Source organism: Streptomyces sp. NPDC088400 (genome assembly GCF_044753355.1).
In the GTDB taxonomy this organism is placed as follows: Bacteria; Actinomycetota; Actinomycetes; order Streptomycetales; family Streptomycetaceae; genus Streptomyces.
The window spans coordinates 21894-43860 of sequence record NZ_JBIVMZ010000004.1 but is presented as its reverse complement, the minus strand read 5'-3'; the positions used below and the strand labels follow the sequence as shown (position 1 = coordinate 43860).

The window sequence follows — 21967 nt, the reverse complement described above, 5'->3', positions numbered from 1 at the left end:
TCCGCCGCGCGATCCACGCCCGCCGCCGGCCTGTGACCGCCGGAACGGTCCCCGCCACGCCGGAACGGTCCCCGCTACGCGGGAACGATGTTCACCAGCTTCGGCGCCCGCACGATCACCTTCCGGATACCCGCGCCGTCCAGCGCCGCGACCACCCCTTCGTCACCCAGCGCCAGCGCCTCCAGCTCCGCGTCCGAGATCGACGGGGAGACCTCCAGCCGCGCCTTGACCTTGCCCTTGACCTGCACCACGCAGGTCACGCTCTCGTCCACGACATACGCCGGGTCCGCGACCGGGAAGTCCTGGTGCACGACCGAGGCGGTGTGGCCCAGCTTGCGCCACAGCTCCTCGGCCACGTGCGGGGCCAGCGGCGCGATCAGCAGCACCAGCCGCTCGGCGACCGACCGCGACAGCGGACCGCCCGCCTTGGTCAGGTGGTTGTTCAGCTCGGTGATCTTGGCGATGGCCGTGTTGAAGCGCAGCCCCGCCATGTCCTGCGTGACCCCGTCGATCGCCTTGTGCAGGGCTCGCAGCGTTGCCTCGTCGGGCTCGGTGTCCACGACCGTGACCTCGCCGGTCGTCTCGTCCACCACATTGCGCCACAGCCGCTGGAGCAGCCGGTACTGGCCCACCACGGCCCGCGTGTCCCACGGCCGCGAGACGTCCAGCGGGCCCATCGCCATCTCGTACAGCCGCAGCGTGTCCGCGCCGTACTCGGCGCAGATCTCGTCCGGAGTGACCGCGTTCTTCAGGGACTTGCCCATCTTGCCCAGAACTCGGCTGACCTTCTCGTCCTGGTACCAGTAACCGCCGTCCCGCTCCTCGACCTCGGCGGCCGGCACCGCGATGCCCCGGCTGTCCCGGTAGACGAAGGCCTGGATCATGCCCTGGTTGTACAGCTTGTGGAAGGGCTCGACCGAGGAGATGTGCCCCAGGTCGAACAGCACCTTGGACCAGAAGCGCGCGTACAGCAGGTGCAGCACGGCATGCTCGGCGCCGCCGACGTACAGGTCGACACCGCCGTGCGGCTGGCCCTCCCGGGGGCCCATCCAGTACTGCTCGATGGCCGGGTCGACCAGCTTCTCGCTGTTGTGCGGGTCCAGGTAGCGCAGCTCGTACCAGCACGAACCGGCCCAGTTCGGCATGGTGTTGGTCTCACGGCGGTAGCGCTTGACGCCCTCGCCCTGACCCAGGTCCAGCTCGACATCGACCCAGGCCTCGTTCCGCGACAGCGGCGTCTCCGGCTGGGTGTCCGCGTCCTCCGGGTCAAACGTGCGTGGCGAGTAGTCGTCAACCTCCGGCAGTTCCAGCGGCAGCATCGACTCGGGCAGCGCGTGCGCGGTGCCCTCCTCGTCGTAGACGATCGGGAAGGGCTCGCCCCAGTAGCGCTGACGGCTGAACAGCCAGTCACGCAGCCGGAAGTTGACCGTGCCCTCGCCGATGCCCCGCTCGGCCAGCCAGTCGATGATCTTCGCCTTGGCCTCGACGACTCCCAGGCCGTCCAGCGTGATGCCCGTTCCCGCACCCGTACCCGTACCCGTACCCGTCGAGTTGACGATGCGCCCGTCGTACGAGGAGAACGCGTCGTCCCACTCGGCGGGGTCGGTGGAGCGGCCGTCCGTGGGCTCGACCACGCAGCGCATCGGCAGCTCGAAGGCGCGCGCGAACGCGAAGTCGCGGCTGTCGTGCGCCGGTACGGCCATGATCGCGCCCGTTCCATACCCCATCAGCACATAGTCGGCGATGAAGACGGGTACCTGCTCGCCGCTGACCGGGTTGGTGGCGAACGCACCGGTGAAGACACCGGTCTTGTCCTTGGCCTCGGCCTGCCGCTCGACGTCGGACTTCGACGCGGCCTGCTTGCGGTACGCGGCGACGGCGTCGGCGGGCGTCGCGTGACCACCCGTCCAGACCTTGTGCGTCCCCTCCGGCCAGGCTGCCGGGACGATCCTCTCGACCAGATCGTGCTCCGGCGCCAGCACCATGTACGTGGCGCCGAACAGAGTGTCCTGACGAGTGGTGAAGACGGTGATCGCGCCCGCGTCGCCGACCGGGAAGTCGACGCGCGCGCCCTCGCTGCGCCCGATCCAGTTGCGCTGCTGCAGCTTGATGGCCTCGGGCCAGTCCAGCGCGTCCAGGTCGCTCAGCAGCCGGTCGGCGTAGGCGGTGATACGCATGTTCCACTGGCGCAGCTTCGCCTTGAAGACCGGGAAGTTGCCGCGCTCGGAGCGGCCGTCCGCGGTGACTTCCTCGTTGGCCAGGACGGTGCCCAGTCCGGGCGCCCAGTTGACGGGCGCGTCCGAGGCGTACGCCAGCCGGTACTCACCCAGGACGTCGGCGCGCTCGGCGGCACTCAGCTCGCCCCAGGGCCGCCGCCCGTCGGGCGTCGCGCGCTCCCCGCTCTCGAACTGCGCCACCAGCGCCTCGATCGGGCGGGCCTTGTCCGCGTCCTTGTCATACCAGGAGTTGAAGATCTGTACGAAGATCCACTGGGTCCACTTGTAGTAGTCCGGGTCGATCGTCGCCACGGTCCGGCGCTTGTCGTGTCCCAGGCCCAGCCGGCGCAGCTGCCGCTTCATGTTGTCCATGGCGGCCTCGGTCGACACCCGGGGGTGCGTGCCGGTGGCGACCGCGTGCTGCTCGGCGGGCAGGCCGAAGGCGTCGAAGCCCAGCGTGTGCAGCACGTTGTGCCCGCTCATGCGCTGGTGGCGGGCGAACACATCGGTGGCGATGTAGCCCAGCGGGTGCCCGACGTGCAGTCCGGTGCCGGACGGGTACGGGAACATGTCCATGATGAACTTCTTGGGCTTCGCGACCAGCTCCGGATCACCGGCCAGCTCACCCGTGGGGTTCGGCGCCTCGTACGTGCCCTCGGCGTCCCAGACGTCCTGCCAGCGTGCCTCGATGTCGGCGGCCATGACCGCCGTGTAGCGGTGCGGCGCTGCGGACTCGGCGGCAGCGGAATTCGTCTCGCTCATGATTTCTGAAGCTCCATCGATCGTCTCTGCCCGCGGACCCGGCCGCGCCGTCCGGCGGATGCCGACCGGCGGCCGTGCCGCCCAGCGGTGCACTGTCCGGGCACTGTCCGGCGAATGAAAAAACCCCTCACACAGGAGGGGACGCCGCGCTGATTCCGACCGGATCACTCATCCGTCGGGACTGATCAGCGCGGCCCGCTAAGCAGAAGGCGTACGGCACGCATGGCGTCAGGGTACCGCAGCGCCCGGACGGCTCGCACGGGAGTATCACGCGCAGTTCCCGCCCTCACGCGGCACTCCCCTACTGAGATGTCGCCCACGGAGATGTCGCCACGACTGAGACGTCACCCCCTGCTGACACGTATCCCCCTACGGAGACGTGTCACTTCCGCGCGGACCACCACGGATCACTACGGATCACTACAGCCCCTACGGATCCCTACGGAGAGACACCACGCGACCACATGACCGGCACCGGACATACGTGAAGGTAGCGCGCGACGATGGCGAAGGGACCGGGCGAAGGAGGTGAAGAGGTTGACAGAAGCGGACACGCGGTCTTGACAGGTGACGATCGAAGGCCTGCGGGGAACCCGGCTTACCCCGCGTATCAGCCCCTATCCGGGCAACCGCGGAGTCGGATAACTCACCTTCCCTCGGTTAAACCTGCAAACGGAGTACCGACTGGTATGGCTCCACTTAGCATGCCGCAACGGGACCGCTTTCCCGAGCCCTTCGGAGTTGCCCCCTATGAACCCTCAACGCAAGCCCGACGCCTCGTCCTCCCTGACCCCCGGCACGCGCCGCAAGGTCCAGGGCGGAGTGACCGTCGCCGCACTGGTAGTGATACCCGTACTCGCCGTCGTAGGAGGCGACGCCTTCCGCGCATTCATCGACTTCGGCGCCGGTGTGCTGTCGCTCCTGTCACTGTCAGGGGCCGTCGTCTGGGGGCTGATAGCCACCGACCGGCTGTTGCTCTCGCCGAAGCACCGGCTGTTAGCCCAAGGCGTCCACCGGGCGACCGCGGTCGCCTCACTCGGTTTCCTGTTGCTGCACATCAGCATCAAGATCTCGCTGGGCAAGGTGGCGCTGATCGGCGCCCTGCTGCCGTTCGGCCTCGGCATCACCGGTACGAACGGCCTCATCGGCTTCGGCTCACTCGCCGGGCTGCTGATGGTCGTCGCCGCCACGACCGGGGCGCTGCGCAGTGTCTTCGTCCCCACCGGCCGCTTCGCGGGCCGCTGGCGCGCGATGCACATGGCGGCCTACCCCGCCTGGTGTTTCGCACTGGTGCACGGGCTCTTCGCCGGCCGTGCCGCGGCGACCTACGTCACCGTGATGTACTCGATGACCCTGATCGGAGTGGCCGCCGCCGTATCGGTGCGCCTCCTCCCCCGCCCGGTCCAGAGCAAGATCGCCGGCCGTATCGTGTCGATGGCCGGAAGCTCCAGGGAGAAGGGCGAGGCAGAGAACTCCCGCCGCGACCTCTCGTCGGCCCCGCTCCCGGGCGCGACGGGCATCCCGCCGCAGCGCGAGTACAAACCCCGGCGCCAGCAGGAACCGGCCTTCTCGGCACAGCCCATGGGCTCGTCGCTCGGCTCGGCGCGTACGCCCCCGCGCCTGGCCCCACCGTCCCCGCCCGTGTACGAAGCGACGCGGCCGTCCGTCGACCCCATGGCCGAGACCTTCATCGCCTCCCGCACGAACGGCTTCGCCGGCCTCGGCGCCGACCCGCTGACGGATACCGGTACGGGTCTCTCCGCCGGCTACCGCGCCGCTTCCCGGGGCGACGACGCGGCCGCGCGGATACCGCCGCCACCCCCGGGACCGCCCGGAAGTCCGCCCGGCGGGGACATCCCGTTCGCCGAGCGCGTCCCCATGACCGAGGAGATCCCGGTCATCTCGGACGAGCCCTCGGGCAGGGGAGGATCCTGGCCCGCGCCGTCCCCCCCACGGCCTGCGCAGGCCTTCATCCCGCCCACCCCGGCCCCGGCGTACGACAGCGGCGCGTTCCCCACGTACACCAACGGTGCGAACCAGCAGTTCGGCACGGGCCCCGCCGCCGCGTACGACACCGGCGCGACTCCCCAGTACGACGCCGGCGCCACACCCGCGTACGACATGGGCGCGGCCCCCCAGTACGACACCGGCGCCACTCCTCTGTACGACCCGGGGTCGGTCGCCTCGTACGACATGGGCGCGGCCCCGCCGTACGACGCCGGCGCCACCTCGGCCTACGGACCCGACGCCGCCTCTCCGTACGGCACGGGCCCCGCGCCGACGTACGACACCGGCGCCGGTCCGCTGTACAACGCCGGTGCCGCTCCCACCTACGACACCGGTGCCATCCCCGCCTACGACAGCCAGAGCTACGGCGGACAGCCCTACTCCGGCCAGTCACCGGCCACACCCCCGCCGTCCCCGTCCGCGTTCGACGGGACCGTGCCCCCGCCCGGTCCCCTCTATCCGCCGCAGGCCGGGGAACCCTGGAACGCACCCGCAGGAGACCGACCGTGACCGCCCTCCCCGATGTCCCCGAAGTCCGCGTCATCGGCCTCCCTCACCTGACCCAGGGGTTCGACCTGGTCGAACGCCTGGATCTGCCCATGCATCTCAAGGTGCACGGGCCACTGGAGGCGATGACCGGCGAGCGCCTGGCCCAACTCGCCGAGCACATATCCCTGACCGGCCGCGGCGGTGCCGGCTTTCCCTTCCACAAGAAGCTGCGCGCCGTCGCCAACTCCGCGATCAAGAAAGGCGTACGACCGGTCGTCGTGGTCAACGGCAGTGAGGGCGAGCCCCCTTGCCGCAAGGACACCGTCATGCTCAACCGGGCGCCGCACCTCATCCTCGACGGTGCGCTGCTGGCGGCCGAGGCGCTCGGCGCCCGCACCCTGGTCGTGGTCGTCACCCGCAACTCCACCGAGGTGTCGATCCGCGCCGCGCTCGCCGAGCGTGGCCTGTCCGACCGGCGTGGCCAGCAGCTGAGAGCACGGGTGGTGCGTACCCCCGAGCGCATGGTCTCGGGTGCGGGAGCGTCCGTGATCCGCGCGGTCAACGGCGGACCCGCGCTGCCGCCGGGCCGTAGCGCGCGTACCTCCGACTCGGGTGTCGCCGGGCTGCCGACGCTCCTGTCGAATGCCGAAACGTTCGCGCAGCTCGCTGTCGCCGCACGCTTCGGTGCTCGGCGCTACAACCACACGGGGCTGGAGGACGAGCCCGGCACGGTCATGCTCACCATCTCCGGAGCGGTGGCCCGTCCCATGGTGATCGAGGCCCCGACGGGAGTACCCCTGCCGTACGTGCTCCAGATGGCGGGCGCGCCCCCGGTCCCCCAGGGCGTACTGACGGGCGGCTACCACGGCAACTGGATGGATTCGACAGCCGCGCACGAGGCCGTCATCTCGAAGGCGTCCTTCTCGGCCTACGGCGGCGCCCTGGGCGCCGGCGCCATCCTGCCGATCGGCCCGGAGAGCTGTCCGCTGGGCGAGGCGCTGCACGTGGCCAACTGGCTGGCGGCCGAGACCGCGGGGCAGTGCGGTCCCTGTTACCGCGGCCTTCCGGCGGCGGCGGGCGGCCTCTCGGACGTCATCAACGGAGGCGGCCAGGCAGCGCTGGAGGCGCTGCGCATGGTGACCCAGGCGGTGAAGGGCCGAGGTGTCTGCCATCACCCCGACGGTTCGGCGCGCTTCTTCGCCTCGACCCTGTCCGCGTTCACCGACGATCTCGCGGCTCATGTGCTGCACGGCGGATGCGGGCGGGAGACGTTCGGGGTGCTGCCGCTGCCAGGCCCGGAGCAGGAAGAGGCGGCGGAGGAGTCGATCCCGAGCGGCGAGAAGCTCGTGATCGACTGGACGCTCTGCGAGGGACATCTGCTCTGCACGGATGTGCTCCCGGAGCTGATACGGAAGGCCCCCGACGGGTTCCCCGCGCTCTCGGACGCGTCGGTTCCGTCGCATCTGAAGGCGCGTGCGGAGCGCGCGGTGGCCAGGTGCCCCGAGCTGGCGCTCCGTCTTGAGCCGTCGGGGCCGCCGCGTCCCGCGAAGCCCGCCGCACGCGCGGAGCTGCCTCCGGGCGGTGGCCGCAAGGCCCTGGGCCCCGGGCGCGGTTAGGAACTTCGTTTCCGATCAAGCGGGATCGGATCAGGCGGGATCGAGCGGTCGGCGGGCCTTGCGGGGCCCGCCGGCCCTACCCGCCCGTAAGGGCATACAAAAGAGCGGACCATCCGGATCGGATGGCCCGCTTCTCTTTATCGCTCAATACTCAGTGAATCTGCTGTGGAGCTAAGGAGAATTGAACTCCTGACCTCCTGCATGCCATGCAGGCGCTCTACCAACTGAGCTATAGCCCCTTGCGATCTACCGCACTCCGGGCTTCCCTTCGGCGGCATCGCCTACATTACACGCTCTCTCAGGCTCCTCACCAATCGTTTCCGTTCTGGGCGGATACGGACGGTACTGTCGCTTTTCGCGACCTCCGCCGCATGACCACGGGCACGGCTCGACGACCGGGATGAAAGGCCGTCAGCCCCGTCAGGGCATCAGGCCCGTCAGGCCGTGGCGAAGGAGTAGAACCGCTTGAGCGTGCAGTGCTCCTCCAGGAGCCGGCCGTAGATCGGCTCGCCCTCCAACTCCCGGTAGGTCTCGATGGGATCGCCCTTTATGATCAGCGCCCGCGCGCACTCCTCGCACCAGTACTGGTAGTCGGAGTTGAGTGGATCCATGTCCCGGACGATCGGCGTACCGCTGTCGCACCAGTCGCATTTTCGCCTGTGTGCACCCATGTCTCAGCTCCAGCTGTGGCCGCAGGCCGTGCACACGTAGGAAATCCCGCCATTGTCACCGAGCACTTGAGCCACATGGGCCGAACCGCACGAAGGGCAGCTGAGGCAGGTACGAACCCCCGCCGAGGCGAGCAGATCATCGGTCTCGTCGATGCTGCTGACGGACAATACGGTCTCCCTCCCGATCCGGTACTTCGTCCCCTCCGGCCGTCCGATTCTGCCACGCCCGAGCAAGGGGGGCAGCCGGAAAAGGCGTGCCTGTAAGGGGCAATACAGGACGTCAGCGCCTTTCGGGCCGTCGTACAGCGCCGCCGGGACCGGCCATCGGCCGGGCCGGCGAGGGAGCCGGCACCGCGCCGAGGCCCGCGCGCCCGGCGTCCCGCGCACCCGCCGCCCGGGGGTGTGGGCGACGAACGCCGCGCGATCGCCGTACAAAAGAAATCCCGCCCCCCAAAGGGGACGGGATCCGAATTGTGGAGCTAAGGAGAATTGAACTCCTGACCTCCTGCATGCCATGCAGGCGCTCTACCAACTGAGCTATAGCCCCGCGTGTTCCCCGCGCTTCGCGCTGCGAACAAGAAGAACTTTAGCCTGCGACCTGCCGGAAAGTGAAATCCGGCCCTACGGCCGCCCCCGACCGCTCAGACGTCGTCACCGAGGACCGGTTCCGGGAGGGTCCCGGCGTTGTGCTCCGTGAGCCGCCAGCCGCGCGCGCCCTCGCCGAGGACCGACCAGCAGCAGTTGGAGAGCCCGCCCAGCCCCTCCCAGTGGTGCGCCTCCAGGCCCAGCAGACGGCCGATGGTGGTACGGATGGTGCCGCCGTGGCTGACCACGACCAGCGTGCCGTTGTCGGGCAGCTTCTCGGCGTGCCGGAGCACCACGGGCGCGGCCCGGTCCGCGACCTCGGTCTCCAGCTCACCGCCGCCGCGCCGCACGGGCTCGCCGCGCTTCCAGGCCGCGTACTGCTCGCCGTACCGCTCGATGATCTCTTCGTGGGTCAGGCCCTGCCAGGCGCCCGCGTAGGTCTCGCGGAGCCCGGCGTCGTACGAGACGTCCAGCCCGGTGACCGAGGCCAGCTCACCGGCCGTGAGCGCGGCCCGCCGGAGGTCGGAGGCGATGATCGCGGCCGGCTTCAGGGAGGCGAGCAGCCTGGCGGACCGGCGGGCCTGGGTGAGGCCGGCATCGGTCAGGTCGATGTCCGTGGTGCCCTGGAAGCGTCGCTCCAGGTTCCAGGCCGTCTGGCCGTGCCGCCACAGGATGACGCGGCGGCCCCTGCCGCTTTTGCTGCCGTTCAGTTCAGCTCACCGTCCGCGAAACGATCCGCGTCCGCGTCCGCGTCGGCGGCGGTGGTCCCGGCGTGCTCCTCGGCCTTGCCGCGGGTCTTGACGGCGTCCTCGGGCAGCGAGATCTCGGGGCAGTCCTTCCACAGCCGCTCCAGGGCGTAGAAGACCCGCTCCTCGCTGTGCTGGACATGTACGACGATGTCGACGTAGTCGAGCAGGATCCAGCGGGCGTCGCGGTCGCCCTCACGGCGCACCGGCTTGGCGCCGAGCTCCTTCTGGAGCCGCTCCTCGATCTCGTCGACGATCGACTTGACCTGGCGGTCGTTGGGCGCGGAGGCGAGCAGGAAGGCATCGGTGATCGACAGCACATCGCTGACGTCGTACGCGATGATGTCGTGGGCGAGCCGGTCGGCCGCCGCCTGCGCGGCGGCGTTCACGAGCTCGATGGAACGGTCAGTGGCGGTCACAAGCAAGCTTTCGTCGGTGGTCGTGGAAAACCCCAGGATCTCACGGACCACCGACAACCCACGCAGCGGCGAAAGGGGACGGGAGGGGCCCGGGGTCCTGTCTCCCGGAGAGCAGGACCCCGGGCCCCTCCCGGACAGGTCTCAGCCGGCCTTGTAGTCCTGGCCCAGGACCACCGAGACATCGGCGTTCGACGCGGCCGTGCCCTTCTTCACCACGCTCGTCGGCAGCCCGAGAGTCTTGGCGACCTCTTCCGCGTCCGCCTTCCGCGCCGCGTCACCGTAGGTGACCTGCGAGGAGGCCGCGGCGCTGCCCGTACCCGCGTCCACGACGTTCTGGCCCGCGTTGACCAGGGTGATCCGGGCGGACTCCGTGGCGTCCTGGTCGCCGGTCGCGTTCTTCACGCCGACCCGTACGGCCGAGCCCTCCGCCGGAGCCTTGACCGTTCCGCCCAGGATGTCCTTGACCACACCCTCGGTGGCCTGGTCACTGACCGTGCCGTCCGCCTGGGTGGGCAGGAGCGTCGTCTTGTAGTCGCCCAGCTTGGCGTGCTCGGCGAGCTTGGCGAGGGACGCGCCGAGGTCCTTCTCCGGCAGCGACGGGTCGAGGACCTGCCCCAGGGTCTCGACGGTGACCGTCGCGGCCTTCGGGTCGTCCGACATCTTCCGCAGTACGCCCTGGATGACCTGGCCGAAGCGCTGGAGCTGCGCGGCCTCGGCCTCGCCGGGTCCCCGGTACGTGGCGTAGGCGACGGCCGCCCGGCCGCTGAGCGTCTGCTTCTCGCCCTTCTTCACCAGCGGGTCCTCGCCCCTCTTGGCTGCGGGCACCGCGGTGTCGGTGGTCACCTCGATATTGCCGACCAGCTCGACGAGGTTCTCCAGATAGGGGGTGTCGAGCCGCCAGGTGCCGGTGATGTCGGTGCCGAGCAGGGAACCGACGGACTGGCGGGTGCCCTCCGAACCGTCGTCGTCCACGGACTTGGCGAGCGTCGTGGAGGCACCGCCCTCCTGGTCGGCCGCGGAGACGGAGAGGGAGTTGGGCAGCAGGACGGTGGTGCCCTGGCCGGTGGTGGAGTTGTCGACCAGCAGGGCCGTGGAGGTGCCCTTCTGCTTGGTGTTGTGCAGATGCACCACGATCACGTCGCGTTTCTGCGGCCCCGAGGCGGTGTTCGACCGCTCGTCCGCGGCGGACAGGCCGGGCAGCTTGCCCGCGTACCAGAGGTAGCCGACGCCTCCGGTGACCGTCAGGGCGAGGACGACGACCAGCGCCACGACCCGGCTGCGGCCTCGCCGCTTGGCCTCCTCGCGTCGTTCGGAGCGGCTCTCGGTGAACTTGAGCCAGTCGATGACGTCTTCGGAGTCCTCGTTCGGTTCCTCGATGAACGAGAACTGCTCGGTGCGGTAGTCACGGTCCTCGTCGGCGCCACGCTGTCCGGGCACGGAGGCCGGGCCGGGCGCGGACGCGGAGGCCGCGGAGGCCTGTTCACGGGCCGGCCCCTGCTCCTGCCCCGGCTGCTCGACCGCGCCGGGCCCGGGGACGGGCGCGGATCGCTGTGACTGCCCCTGCTCCTGGGGCTGTTGCTGCTGGGGCGGTGACTGCTGCTGTTGCTGCGGGATGTTCCACTGCTGAGGGGGGTCGACCGTCACGGGCTGCTGCTGACCCGTTTCATACGGCTGCTGCTGACCCGTTTCGTACGGCTGCTGCCCGCCCGTGTCGTAGCCGTAGCCGTCGTAGCCGTACCCCTGCGGGGCCTGTTGCTGGGCATAGGGGTCGTACTGCTGCTGGGCGTACGGGTCGTGGCCGTACCCCTGCGGCTGTTGCTGCTGGTTCTGCTGCGGCTGACCGTAGGCGTCGTACTGCTGCTGCGGCTGCTGCGGCTGCTGGTACACCGGCTGCCCGTACTCGTCGTACCCGACGATCTGGGGCTGCGTGTAATACGGGTCGTACGGATCGTACGGCTGCTGCTGGTCGTTCACCGGTGCCCCTCTCCGTGGCTCATTCGCCGCGGTACAACTGCCGCTTGTCGATGTAGCGCACCACACCGTCCGGCACCAGGTACCAGACCGGATCGCCCTCCGCGACCCTCCCCCGGCAGTCCGTCGAGGAGATCGCCAGCGCGGGAACCTCCACCAACGAGACGCCGCCCTTCGGCAGCCCGTCGTCCGTCAGATCGTGGCCCGGCCGCGTGACTCCGATGAAGTGGGCCAGCGAGAAGAGCTCCTCGTGATCTCGCCAGCTCAGGATCTGGGAGAGCGCGTCGGCTCCGGTGATGAAGAAGAGATCCGCGTCGCCGTGGTGCGCCCGCAGATCCCGGAGCGTGTCGATCGTATAGGTCGGGCCGCCGCGGTCGATGTCGCTGCGGCTGACCGAGAACTGCGGATTGGACGCCGTGGCGATGACCGTCATCAGATAGCGGTCCTCGGCCGGGGAGACCGTGCGGTGGCTCTTCTGCCACGGCTGCCCTGTCGGTACGAACACCACCTCGTCGAGGTGGAACAGGGCGGCCACTTCACTGGCCGCCACCAGGTGTCCATGATGGATCGGGTCGAATGTGCCGCCCATGACGCCGAGTCGGCGCTTGCCACGACCGGACGACTCCTGACCGGACGACAACTGACCAGGCGCCCCGTGACCGGACGAATCATGACTGGACGACTCGCGGCCGGACGGTTCGCGGCCGGACTTGTCGGGCTCACTGCCGGATTCAGGACCGGTAGGCGATTGCTGCTCTCCCATGCGTGCAGAGCCTACTGGCACACAAGTGCGGCTTCGCCTCAGCGGTCGCGGTTGAAGCGGGTGGTGATCCACAGCAGCAGAAGCAGCGCGAACAGGGAGCCGCCGCCGGTGAGGTAGGGGTTGAGGCTTTCGTGGTTGCCGCCGTGCTCGGCGCCCTCGGCGAGCGTGACCAGGCTGGCGGCGGCGGTACCGGTGAGGCTCATCTTCTGCGGGCCCTTTTCGTCAGGAGTCGGAGCGGGACTTCGCCCACATCGTATGCGGGGGTCCCGGGCACGCTTACGCCGACTCAGTCGTTGTGGTCGTTGTCGCGGTATCCGCGCAGCAGGAACCAGGCGAGCAGGGCGGCTCCGATCAATGAGACGACCAGTACGATCCGCACCGTGTTGCCCGGTCCCTCCTGGTTCGATGCGGCGGCGAGCAGTGTTGCGGTATCCGGCATGTCGGTTGTGCTCCTCGGTCTCCTCAGGCTGCGGACCCGGGACCCACCCCGGGAAGCACGGCCACAGTCCCCCGTCACACGGTAGTCCCAGCGCCTAGGGTGGGGCTGTCAGGGGGACGAGCAGTGGACTCGTACGAACAGGGGACAATCCATGACCGAAGACAGTCACGACGGCCACGAGCCCGACCTTCACAAGAACGTGCCGAGCAGGCAGCGCAGGCGCTTCCCCGGCATTTCCTCGCGGGCGTACGAACACCCCGCGGACCGCTCCGCGCTGGTCGCCCTGCGCAAACTCAGTGGCTTCGACACGGTGTTCAAGGCGCTGAGCGGGCTGCTGCCGGAGCGCAGTCTGCGGCTGCTCTTCCTCTCCGACTCCGTGCGGGTCAGCGAAGCGCAGTTCACGCATCTGCACTCCATGCTGCGGGACGCCTGCTACATCCTGGATCTTGAGAAGGTCCCCACGATGTATGTCGCACAGGACCCGAAGCCCAACGCCATGTGCATCGGCCTGGACGAGCCGATCATCGTGCTGACCACCGGGCTGGTGGAGCTGCTCGACGAGGAGGAGATGCGGGCGGTCGTCGGCCACGAGGTGGGCCACGCCCTCTCCGGTCACTCGGTCTACCGGACGATATTGCTCTTTCTCACCGGCCTCGCGCTCAAGGTCGCGTGGATCCCGCTGGGCAATGTCGCGATCATGGCGATCGTGACGGCGCTGCGGGAGTGGTTCCGCAAGTCCGAGCTGTCGGCGGACCGGGCCGGGCTGCTGGTCGGCCAGGATCTCCAGGCGTCGATGCGCGGTCTGATGAAGATCGCCGGTGGCAACCACCTGCACGAGATGAATGTGGACGCGTTCCTGGAGCAGGCCGAGGAGTACGAGGCGGGCGGCGACCTGCGCGACTCCGTGCTCAAGATCCTCAACGTGCTGCCGCGCACCCACCCCTTCACGACGGTGCGTGCCGCCGAGCTGAAGAAGTGGGCCGAGAGCCGCGACTACCAGCGGATCATGGACGGCCACTACCCGCGCCGCGACGAGGACAAGGACACCTCCGTCTCGGACTCGTTCCGCGATTCCGCGTCGCATTACGCGGACACGGTCCGCACCAGCAAGGACCCGCTGATGAAACTGGTCGGCGACATCACGGGCGGGGCGGGCGACCTGGGCGGGAAGCTGCGCGACCGGTTCATGGGCGGTGGCGGAGGCAGCAGTTCCGCTTCCGGTGACGGTGGCAGTAGCAGTGGCGGTACGGCCGACGGGAACGACAACGGGACCGGGAACGGCAACCGTCCCCGGAATGACGACGACAGCGGCAGCCAGAACTGAGCGCCGCGAGACCGGTCACCGCGGAACGGCGCGCTGACCGATGAAGCAGGCGGTCGGCCGCGCCCCGGTCACCCGGCCGGGCGCGGCTGCACCCCGCCCGGCTGCACCCCGCCCGGCTGCCCCGGGCTCGGCTGGGCCGCGTCGGACAAGGTGCCGCAGAGCGCCGCGTTCGCCGGGCCCGTCGAGTAAGGGTCCGTGCCCGTCGGGTCGTTGGGTCCGGCCCGCTGGCCGTCCAGCAGCGGGCGCAGCGTCCTCGGCACCTCGGCCGAGCAGTCCTGCGGGCCGGCCTGGACCGCGCTGGTCAGCAGCTCCACGCGATGCTTCGGCAGATCCTCCGTATCGAAGCGGAAGCGCAGCTCCCGCCGGACCGTGAACAGCGAGGCGTCCGAGGCCGGCCGAGCGTCGGACGCGGCCGGCCTCAGCGCGTACACGAAGAGATGGTCGGAGGTCACTTCGAGCGTGCCGGGCGCGGTCTCCTCGTAGCGCAGCGTGCCGTGCACCCGCACCGCGGCGCCGGCCTGTGCCACCTTCCCCGGGTCGAAGCGCACCAGCCAGCCGACCGGGGCATGCCTGCCGTCGTCCGCCGGGGCCGCGAAGCTGCTGTCGAACTGTGCCAGTTGGTCCGGGTCGATCAGAATCCGTACGGGCCGTACGGAACGGCCCTCGATGACGTCCGGGTCCAGCGAGGAGGCCACGAGATAGTCCTTGACGGTGGCCAGCGCGGCCATGACCTGGCCGTCCGAGAAGCCCCCGGAGCTGTGGACGGCGGGCAGCGTGATGCCGGCGGCTCCGGCGCGGAACTGCGCGGCGGGGCTGCGCCGGAAGAGGTCGTCGGGCGTGCCGCCCGGCACCGGCCCCTTGGGGGCCAGCGGAGTCACCGACATCCGCACCTGCGCCACGACACCGCCGGTCGTCGGCCGGTACGGACTGCGCACACCCAGGTAGACCGCCGTCCCGAAGGCCAGCACGACCACCAGGACGAGCATCAGGAGCTGCTTGGGACCGTTCCTGAGCCGCCGGATGCCCCGGCGGCGCGGAGGCGGGGGCGGCGGCAGCCTCCGTACGGCGTGCACGTGATCCTTCATCCGCTCTTTCGCGGAGGCTTCCTGGAGGCGGGCGGCGCGAATGAACGATTCGTCGAAGACGACGGACCGGTACTCGTCGTCACCGCCGCCGGGGAGCCCCTGAGGTTCCCCTTCGGGTGGGTCTCCACGCGCTGCCATACCTTCAGAGTAGGTCGATGCGGCCAAACGTAAACGCGGAGCCGACAGCCGAGTTATTCCGGTAAGCCGTCCGGGGAGCACCGTCGCCCGCGCCCGGTGTGGCCCCGGGCGCGGGCGACGGTTCACGGCTTCAGGACCTGGTCGGGCAGCGGCTCACGGCGTACGCGGCAGCGTGGATACCGCCGACGGACTGCCCGGGGCGCCGGTCGCCGCCGAAACCGAGGGCGCGACCGGTCCCGGCTTGTCGATACCGGTCGTGGCGGGCTGCGGCACCGTGTCGTCGCTGCTGCCGGAGGCCCCGCGATAGACGGCGGTGAACGCGAGCGCGACCATCCCGATGCCCATCAGCAGGGCGAGCAGCCAGGCGACGGGGCGGTGCCAGCGGGCGGTGCCCCTGTACGGGCGCAGAGCGCCGCCGTGGCGTCCGTACGGGCTCGCGGGCGCGTCGGGGTCGTCCGGGTCGTAGTCGTCGTCGTAGCCGTACTCATGGCCGTACGGGCCGTACAGCTCGTCGTACTCGTCCTCGGACGCTCCCCCACCGGCCCTGGCCCGTGCCGCCTCGGCCTCGGCTCGCGCCTGGGCGGCGGCCAGCAGCCGCTCGACGGCGGAGGGTTCGTGGATGGTGGCGGATCGGACGAAGTCCTCGTCGAACACCACGGAGGCGAAGTCCTTGTCCGCGCCTCCGCGGTCGTCGTCGGGCTCCCAGCCGTCCGGGAACGGCCTGCCCCCCACGTCGTCCGGCACGTCTTCAGAGTAAACCTGGGACGTCGTTTTGGGCAGGCGGAGTCCGAACTCTCCCGAATTCGTTTTCGTCACCCGCTCCGGACGTTCACCGGCCCCGTGGCTCCGCCCGCGGGGCCCCCGGACCGGCGTCGGTGGCCGTCCGCGCCTACCGGATGTGACCGTCGCCGGTGACGATGTACTTCGTCGATGTCAGCTCCGGCAGCCCCATCGGCCCCCGCGCGTGCAGTTTCTGGGTGGAGATGCCGATCTCCGCGCCGAAGCCGAACTGGCTACCGTCCGTGAAGCGCGTGGACGCGTTGACAGCGACCGTCGTGGAATCGACCAACTGGGTGAAACGGCGGGCCGCGGCCTGTGAAGTGGTGACGATCGCCTCCGTGTGACCCGACGACCAGAGCCGGATGTGGGCGACGGCCGCGTCCAGCGAGTCCACGACCGCGGCGGCGATGTCGTACGAGAGGTACTCGGTCTCCCAGTCCTCCTCGGTGGCCGCCACGATCTTCGCCTTCGTCCCCGTGGCGTACGCCCGCACCCGCTCGTCGGCGTGCACCGTGACCCCCGCCTCGGCGAGCGCGTCCAGCGCGCGCGGCAGGAACGCGGCCGCGACGTCCTGGTGGACCAGCAGTGTCTCGGCCGCGTTGCAGACGCTGGGCCGCTGCGCCTTCGAGTTGATGAGGATGTCGACGGCCATGTCGAGATCGGTGTCGGCGTCCACGTACACATGGCAGTTGCCGGTGCCGGTCTCGATGACGGGGACGGTGGATCCCTCGACGACCGTCCGGATCAGGGAGGCGCCACCGCGCGGGATCAGTACGTCGACCAGGCCGCGGGCCCGCATCAGCTCCTGGACGGCGTCGCGGCCCTCGCCCGGTACGAGCTGTACGGCGTCGGCGGGCAGCCCGGCCCCGCCGACGGCGTCGCGCAGCACCCGTACGAGCGCGGTGTTGGAGGAGAAGGCGGAGGAGGAGCCGCGCAGCAGTACGGCGTTGCCCGACTTCAGGCAGAGCGCGGCGGCGTCCACGGTGACATTGGGGCGGGCCTCGTAGATGATCCCGACCACGCCGAGCGGCACCCGTACCTGGCGCAGGTCGATCCCGTTGGGGAGCGTCGAACCGCGGACGATCTCACCGACCGGGTCGGGCAGCGCCGCCACGTCCCGTACGTCCGCGGCGATGGCCCGGATCCGCTCGGGTGTCAGCGTCAGCCGGTCGATGACCGTCTCGCCGGTGCCCGCTTCTCTGGCCCGTGCGACGTCCTCCGCGTTGGCCGTGACGATCTCGTGCGTACGGACCTCCAGCGCGTCCGCGATCGCCAGTAGCGCGTCGTCCTTGGCGGCGCGCGGCAGCGGCGCGATATCGGCGGCCGCGGCACGGGACCGGTAGGCGGCCCTGGCGACCGGGGAGAGGTTGTCGTACGGCGAGAGCGAGGTCATGCCCGCAGGGTAATGCGCGCCCTGCGGGCATTCCGCGCGTATTCCGCACTTCGAGACGCCCGACGGGACGGCGCAGGCCCGTACCCGCTGGACGCCGACGGGACTGCGCGGGCCCGTACCGCCGGACGCCGACGGGACGGCGCGGGCCCATGCCCCTGGACACCCCACGGGACGGCGCGGGCCCCTGAACGGCCGCGCCGGACTCCGCAGGCTTCCCCCGGGTCCGGATACCGCGTCCCGGGTCAGAACGGATGGACCCCCACCGGAGCCGCGGGCGGCGGACCGTACCCCTCCGCGATGCGCTGGTGGTACGTCTCCCGGTCGATGACCTCCAGCCCCACGATCTCCCACGGCGGCAGCTGCGCGCTCGACCGGTGCTCGCCCCAGAGCCGCAGCGCCACCGCGGCGGCGTCGTGCAGGTCCCGGGCCTCCTCCCAGTAGCGGATCTCCGCGTGGTCGTTGGCGTACCGGCTGGTCAGCAGGAAGGGATGGTCATGCGCCAGCTGCTCCAGGCCGCGGCGGACCTCCGTCAGCGGCGATTCCGCCCCCGAGACACTGAGCGTGATGTGCCACAGCTTCGACACCGGGCGCTTCTCCGCGCGCGCGTCCGCCTTCGATACCGTCTCCCGTTTCGATACCGCCTCCGGCTGTTGCTCGTCGTCGAAGTCTTCCCCCGCTTCGACGCTGGTCAGGGCTCGTTCCTCCCCCACGGCCCTCCGGGCGTGGGGGCTGCCCCCGGTCCCTCGGGGCACCGCCCCCGGGCGCGCTCGTCTCACCAGCGGCCTCCTGTTGATGCGTCGTCGTGCTTCCCCGTCGTACCCCTGGGACAAAGTTGACCAGTCCTGGGCTGGGCATGGGGCGGTTTTGGTAAAGGTGCCTGTTCAAAGGCGGGACTTTCAGCCGTTTCAGGGGCGGGTCAGGGATGCAGGATGACCAAATCGTCCCTGTGTACGACCTCGCGCTCGTAGGCCGGGCCGAGCTCGCGGGCGAGCTCCCGGGTGGAGCGGCCGAGCAGCTGGGGCATCTCCTTGGCGTCGAAGCTGACCAGTCCACGGGCGACGGCGCGGCCCTCGGTGTCCCGTAGCTCGACCGGGTCCCCCGCGGTGAACTCGCCCTCCACGGCGGCGATTCCGGCCGGAAGCAGTGAGGTGCGCCGTTCGACGACGGCCCGTACCGCGCCGTCGTCCAGGATGAGCGCGCCCTGCGGGGTGGAGGCATGGGCGAGCCAGAGCAGCCGGCCCGCGGAGCGGCGTCCGGTGCTGTGGAAGTACGTTCCGGTGTCCCGGCCCGCGAGCCCGTCGGCGGCCCGGCTGGCGGAGGTGAGGACCACCGGGACGCCGGCCGCCGCCGCGATCCTGGCGGCCTCGACCTTGGTGACCATGCCGCCGGTGCCGACGCCGGCCTTGCCCGTACTGCCGATGGAGATACCCGCCAGGTCGGCGGGGCCGCGCACCTCGGCGATCCGGGAGGTGCCGGGCTTGCTGGGGTCGCCGTCGTACAGCCCGTCGACGTCGGAGAGCAGGACGAGCAGGTCGGCCCGTACGAGATGGGCGACGAGGGCGGCCAGCCGGTCGTTGTCGCCGAAGCGGATCTCGTCGGTGGCGACGGTGTCGTTCTCGTTGACGACGGGGACGGCGCCCATGCCGAGCAGCTGGTCGAGGGTCCGGTAGGCGTTGCGGTAGTGCGCCCGGCGGCTGGTGTCGTCCGTGGTGAGGAGCACCTGGCCGACGCGTACGCCGTAGCGGGCGAAGGAGGCGGTGTAGCGGGCGACGAGCAGTCCCTGTCCGACGCTCGCCGCGGCCTGCTGCCGGGCCAGGTCCCTGGGACGGCGGGCCAGTCCGAGCGGTGCGAGTCCGGCGGCGATGGCTCCGCTGGACACCAGCACGATCTCCTTCTCGGGGCCGCCCTCGCCCCGCCCCTCCCCCCGGACGCCCGCCAGTACGTCCACCAGGGCGTCGACGCGGTCGGCGTCGAGCCCTCCGGAGGCCGTGGTGAGCGAGGAGGAACCGACCTTGACGACGATCCTGCGGGCTCGCGCCACGGCGTCCTGCCGGTGCGCCGTGGACTCCCCCGCGGCCGCGTCCTCCCTGGTCGCCGTGCCCTGTCGTGCCGCTGCCACCCGTTCCGCCTCCGCTCTCGCCGGCGGCATGCCCTCCGGCTCGCGGCCGGCATGCCCTCCGGCCGGCCAGCGTACGCGAGCGACGCGTCCGGAAGCGGGGCGGTTTCAGTGGCCGGACGGTCCGTCGTCTCAGTGGCCCGACAGTCCGCCGCCGCACCCCGCGGGCCGTCAACCCCACGCCACCCGCACACGCACACGACGTGAGCGACCGGTCACCCGGTGTAGTACAGGTCGGGAAACGTCACTGCCCGGAGCGGAGACGGCCCGCCGCCGCGACACCCGCGCACTCACCGGCCGAGGCCGCTGCCCTTTTCGACAGCGCGCCGGGAAACCACAGAAGAGATAGGCAGTTCAGCGATGCCAGTAAAAGTGACCGTCGTCATTCCGGTGTACAACCCGGGCAAGTACATCGACCCCTGCATCGATTCCCTACTGGCCCAGACTCTGCCACCGAAGGACTTCGAAGTGCTTTTCGTCGATGACGGGTCGACGGACGACAGCCCGGACCGCCTCGACAAACTCGCGGCCGAACATGCGCACTTCCGGGTGATCCACATCCCCAACTCCGGCTGGCCGGGCAAGCCCAGGAACGTCGGCGTGACCGAAGCCGAAGGCGAGTACGTACAATTCCTTGACCAGGACGACCACCTCGCGTCCGACGCCCTGCGACGCCTGTACGAGATGGGGCAGCGGAATGGTTCCGACATCGTGATCGGCAAGGTGGCATCGAATTTCCGCGGCGTCCCGCACGGTGTGTTCGCGAAGAACCGCGAGAAATGCGACCTGAGCAACGCCCCGCTGTACGACAGCCTCACCCCGCACAAGATGTTCCGCACGGACTTCCTCCGCACCAACAAAATCGCCTACCCCGAGGGAAAGCGTCGCCTCGAGGATCAGCTGTACATGATGCAGGCGTACTTCCCCGCGAAAGTCGTCTCGATCCTGGGCAGTTACACCTGCTACTACTACTCGAAGCGGGACGACGGGCAGAACGCGGGCTCGGCGAAGATCGTCCCGGCCGGCTACTACGGCAACCTGCGCGAGGTCCTCCACGTCGTCGTCGACAACACTGAACCGGGTGAATTCCGCGACCGGCTGCTGAGGCGTTTCTACCGGGTCGAGATGCTCGGACGGCTGAGCGAGCCGGGCGTGCTCAAGCTCGACCCGGAGTACCTCGACGAGATGTGCGAGGCGATCCGGCCGCTCGCCGCGGAGTTCATGCACGACGGTGTGCACGACGGCCTCGGCGCGCTGCCCCGGCTGCGCTCCACGCTGCTGCGCGAGAACAACCGCGAGGGGCTCGTACGGGTCGCCCGCTTCGCCGCGTCCGTGAAGGGGGCGGCCCGGCTGGAGGACTTCGACTGGCAGCCCGACGGCAGGGCGGCGGTCTCCGTAAGCGCCCGGCTCGTCCACGGCGACGACCAGGAACCGCTGCGCGTCGTCCGGCGCGACGACCGGTACTTCCTGCACCCGGACATCAGCGAAGGGCTGCTGCCGGACGGACAACTCCTCGACCTCACCGACGACATGAGCGACTTCAAGGGCGAACTCTCGCTGCGCAACCGCGAGACGGCCGTCGAGTGGCCGTGCCCAGCCACCTGGACCACCGAGGTGGAGAAGCTGGACGACGAAGACGACGAGGTCTACGAGGTCGTCCTGCACGGCCATGGCCATGTCACCAGCGAGGCGGTCAAGGGCCGCGGCCGGGTGTCCCGCGGCTTCTGGGACATCTGGGTGCCGGTGCGGGGCTACGGCCTCGTGCGCAAGGCACGCCTCGGCGCGGACCGCGCGGCGCACGTCGACGCCAAGTGCCTTCCGGCTCTGCTCGGTTCACCGGCGCGCCCGGTCATTCCGTATTTCACCGACCCGCACGGCAACCTGACCCTCGATGTCGCGGGCCGCGCCAAGAAGATGGCCGCCTATCTGGCCGACCGCCCGGTGCTCCGGGTGCCCGGCGGCCGGTCCGAGATCCGTCTCGACGTGTTCACCGGCACCGCGTCCGGTTCGAAGGCCGTAGAGGTGGCGGTGACCGGCGCGGACGGCGCGATCAGGACCGTGGCGGCCACGCTGCGTCCCGACCACGGCAGGGCGCACCTCGATGTCCCCTCCCAGGTGCCGGGCCTGCCCGCCGGCACCGCACACCTCTCGGTACGGCTGGACGGGCCGAAGAGTCCCGGGCTGCCGCTGTGCGAGGTGCCGGTGGCCAGTGGCGGCCGGCTCCGGCTGGACCGCGGCGGCCTGGCGGCCGTGGACGCCCTCACGCTCCGGCTGATGAGGGTGAAGCGCCGCCGAGCGGCGGTGCGCAAGGCGCTCCGCTCGGTCGGTGGACCGTTCGTACGCCGGCTGCCTCCCGTCGCGCGTAAGAAGGTACGCCTCCTCGCGGCCCGTTTCTGAGGACGGCTGAGCCGCGGGACGGGGTCTGATCCGAGCCGCGCCCGGGGTCT

17 protein-coding genes and 2 tRNA genes are annotated in these 21967 nt (G+C 70.3%); 4 read left to right on the top strand and 15 right to left on the bottom strand.

What is annotated here, in order from left to right; translation table 11 throughout:
- Positions 1 to 74: 74 nt before the first annotated feature.
- Entirely contained in the window at positions 75 to 2978 is a 2904-nt protein-coding gene (gene leuS, locus ACIQD6_RS11475; protein WP_401880884.1) for a leucine--tRNA ligase, read from the bottom strand.
- Positions 2979 to 3728: 750 nt separating this feature from the next.
- Here leuS and ACIQD6_RS11470 point away from each other — a divergent pair.
- Positions 3729 to 5495 (top strand): hypothetical protein, encoded by a 1767-nt coding sequence (locus tag ACIQD6_RS11470; protein ID WP_401880882.1) that lies wholly within the window; start codon positions 3729 to 3731, stop codon positions 5493 to 5495.
- Complete coding sequence (locus tag ACIQD6_RS11465; RefSeq protein WP_401880880.1) at positions 5492 to 7090, top strand: NADH-ubiquinone oxidoreductase-F iron-sulfur binding region domain-containing protein; 1599 nt, start codon at positions 5492 to 5494, stop codon at positions 7088 to 7090. Before ACIQD6_RS11470 ends, ACIQD6_RS11465 begins: the two co-directional genes overlap by 4 nt.
- 166 nt (positions 7091 to 7256) lie before the next feature.
- Here ACIQD6_RS11465 and ACIQD6_RS11460 read toward each other — a convergent pair.
- The 9 genes from ACIQD6_RS11460 to ACIQD6_RS11420 form a co-directional block, all read right to left on the bottom strand.
- Positions 7257 to 7329 (bottom strand) — tRNA-Ala (locus tag ACIQD6_RS11460).
- Positions 7330 to 7527: 198 nt separating this feature from the next.
- Entirely contained in the window at positions 7528 to 7761 is a 234-nt protein-coding gene (locus tag ACIQD6_RS11455; RefSeq protein ID WP_401880879.1) for a hypothetical protein, read from the bottom strand.
- Between the two features lie 474 nt (positions 7762 to 8235).
- Positions 8236 to 8308, bottom strand: a tRNA-Ala gene (locus ACIQD6_RS11450).
- A 94-nt stretch (positions 8309 to 8402) separates the two neighbouring features.
- Positions 8403 to 9056, bottom strand: a complete 654-nt coding sequence (locus ACIQD6_RS11445) for a histidine phosphatase family protein (RefSeq protein ID WP_401881698.1) — start codon at positions 9054 to 9056, stop codon at positions 8403 to 8405.
- The gene (rsfS, locus tag ACIQD6_RS11440) at positions 9053 to 9511 is read right to left on the bottom strand and encodes a ribosome silencing factor (RefSeq protein ID WP_401880877.1); all 459 of its coding nucleotides are present in this window, start codon (positions 9509 to 9511) and stop codon (positions 9053 to 9055) included. Before rsfS ends, ACIQD6_RS11445 begins: the two co-directional genes overlap by 4 nt.
- 141 nt (positions 9512 to 9652) lie before the next feature.
- Entirely contained in the window at positions 9653 to 11485 is a 1833-nt protein-coding gene (locus ACIQD6_RS11435) for an LCP family protein (protein WP_401880875.1), read from the bottom strand.
- A 19-nt stretch (positions 11486 to 11504) separates the two neighbouring features.
- Positions 11505 to 12071, bottom strand: coding sequence for a nicotinate-nucleotide adenylyltransferase (nadD, locus tag ACIQD6_RS11430; protein ID WP_401881697.1), 567 nt, complete (start codon positions 12069 to 12071; stop codon positions 11505 to 11507).
- Between the two features lie 212 nt (positions 12072 to 12283).
- Positions 12284 to 12448, bottom strand: coding sequence for a hypothetical protein (locus ACIQD6_RS11425; protein ID WP_401880873.1), 165 nt, complete (start codon positions 12446 to 12448; stop codon positions 12284 to 12286).
- Between the two features lie 83 nt (positions 12449 to 12531).
- Positions 12532 to 12684 carry a hypothetical protein gene (locus ACIQD6_RS11420; protein WP_401880871.1) on the bottom strand — a complete coding sequence of 51 codons (153 nt, stop codon included), beginning with the start codon at positions 12682 to 12684 and terminating at the stop codon, positions 12532 to 12534.
- Positions 12685 to 12835: 151 nt separating this feature from the next.
- Here ACIQD6_RS11420 and ACIQD6_RS11415 point away from each other — a divergent pair, with 151 nt between their 5' ends.
- A complete protein-coding gene (locus ACIQD6_RS11415; RefSeq protein WP_401880869.1) occupies positions 12836 to 14008 on the top strand; it encodes a M48 family metallopeptidase in 1173 nt (390 codons plus the stop codon).
- 68 nt (positions 14009 to 14076) lie between these two features.
- Here ACIQD6_RS11415 and ACIQD6_RS11410 read toward each other — a convergent pair whose 3' ends face one another.
- The 5 genes from ACIQD6_RS11410 to proB all read right to left on the bottom strand — a co-directional run bounded on the left by ACIQD6_RS11410 (position 14077) and on the right by proB (position 19445).
- Positions 14077 to 15231 carry a hypothetical protein gene (locus tag ACIQD6_RS11410; RefSeq protein ID WP_401880867.1) on the bottom strand — a complete coding sequence of 385 codons (1155 nt, stop codon included), beginning with the start codon at positions 15229 to 15231 and terminating at the stop codon, positions 14077 to 14079.
- 153 nt (positions 15232 to 15384) lie between these two features.
- Complete coding sequence (locus ACIQD6_RS11405) at positions 15385 to 15975, bottom strand: hypothetical protein (RefSeq protein ID WP_401880865.1); 591 nt, start codon at positions 15973 to 15975, stop codon at positions 15385 to 15387.
- Positions 15976 to 16120: 145 nt separating this feature from the next.
- The gene (locus ACIQD6_RS11400; protein WP_401880863.1) at positions 16121 to 17404 is read right to left on the bottom strand and encodes a glutamate-5-semialdehyde dehydrogenase; all 1284 of its coding nucleotides are present in this window, start codon (positions 17402 to 17404) and stop codon (positions 16121 to 16123) included.
- A gap of 242 nt (positions 17405 to 17646) precedes the next feature.
- A complete protein-coding gene (locus tag ACIQD6_RS11395) occupies positions 17647 to 18180 on the bottom strand; it encodes a hypothetical protein (RefSeq protein ID WP_401880861.1) in 534 nt (177 codons plus the stop codon).
- 140 nt (positions 18181 to 18320) lie between these two features.
- Positions 18321 to 19445: a glutamate 5-kinase gene (gene proB / locus ACIQD6_RS11390; RefSeq protein WP_401881695.1), complete on the bottom strand. Its 1125-nt coding sequence runs from the start codon at positions 19443 to 19445 to the stop codon at positions 18321 to 18323.
- A 435-nt stretch (positions 19446 to 19880) separates the two neighbouring features.
- Between proB and ACIQD6_RS11385 the strand changes: the two genes are divergently transcribed.
- Entirely contained in the window at positions 19881 to 21917 is a 2037-nt protein-coding gene (locus tag ACIQD6_RS11385; RefSeq protein WP_401880859.1) for a glycosyltransferase family 2 protein, read from the top strand.
- Positions 21918 to 21967: the final 50 nt, after the last annotated feature.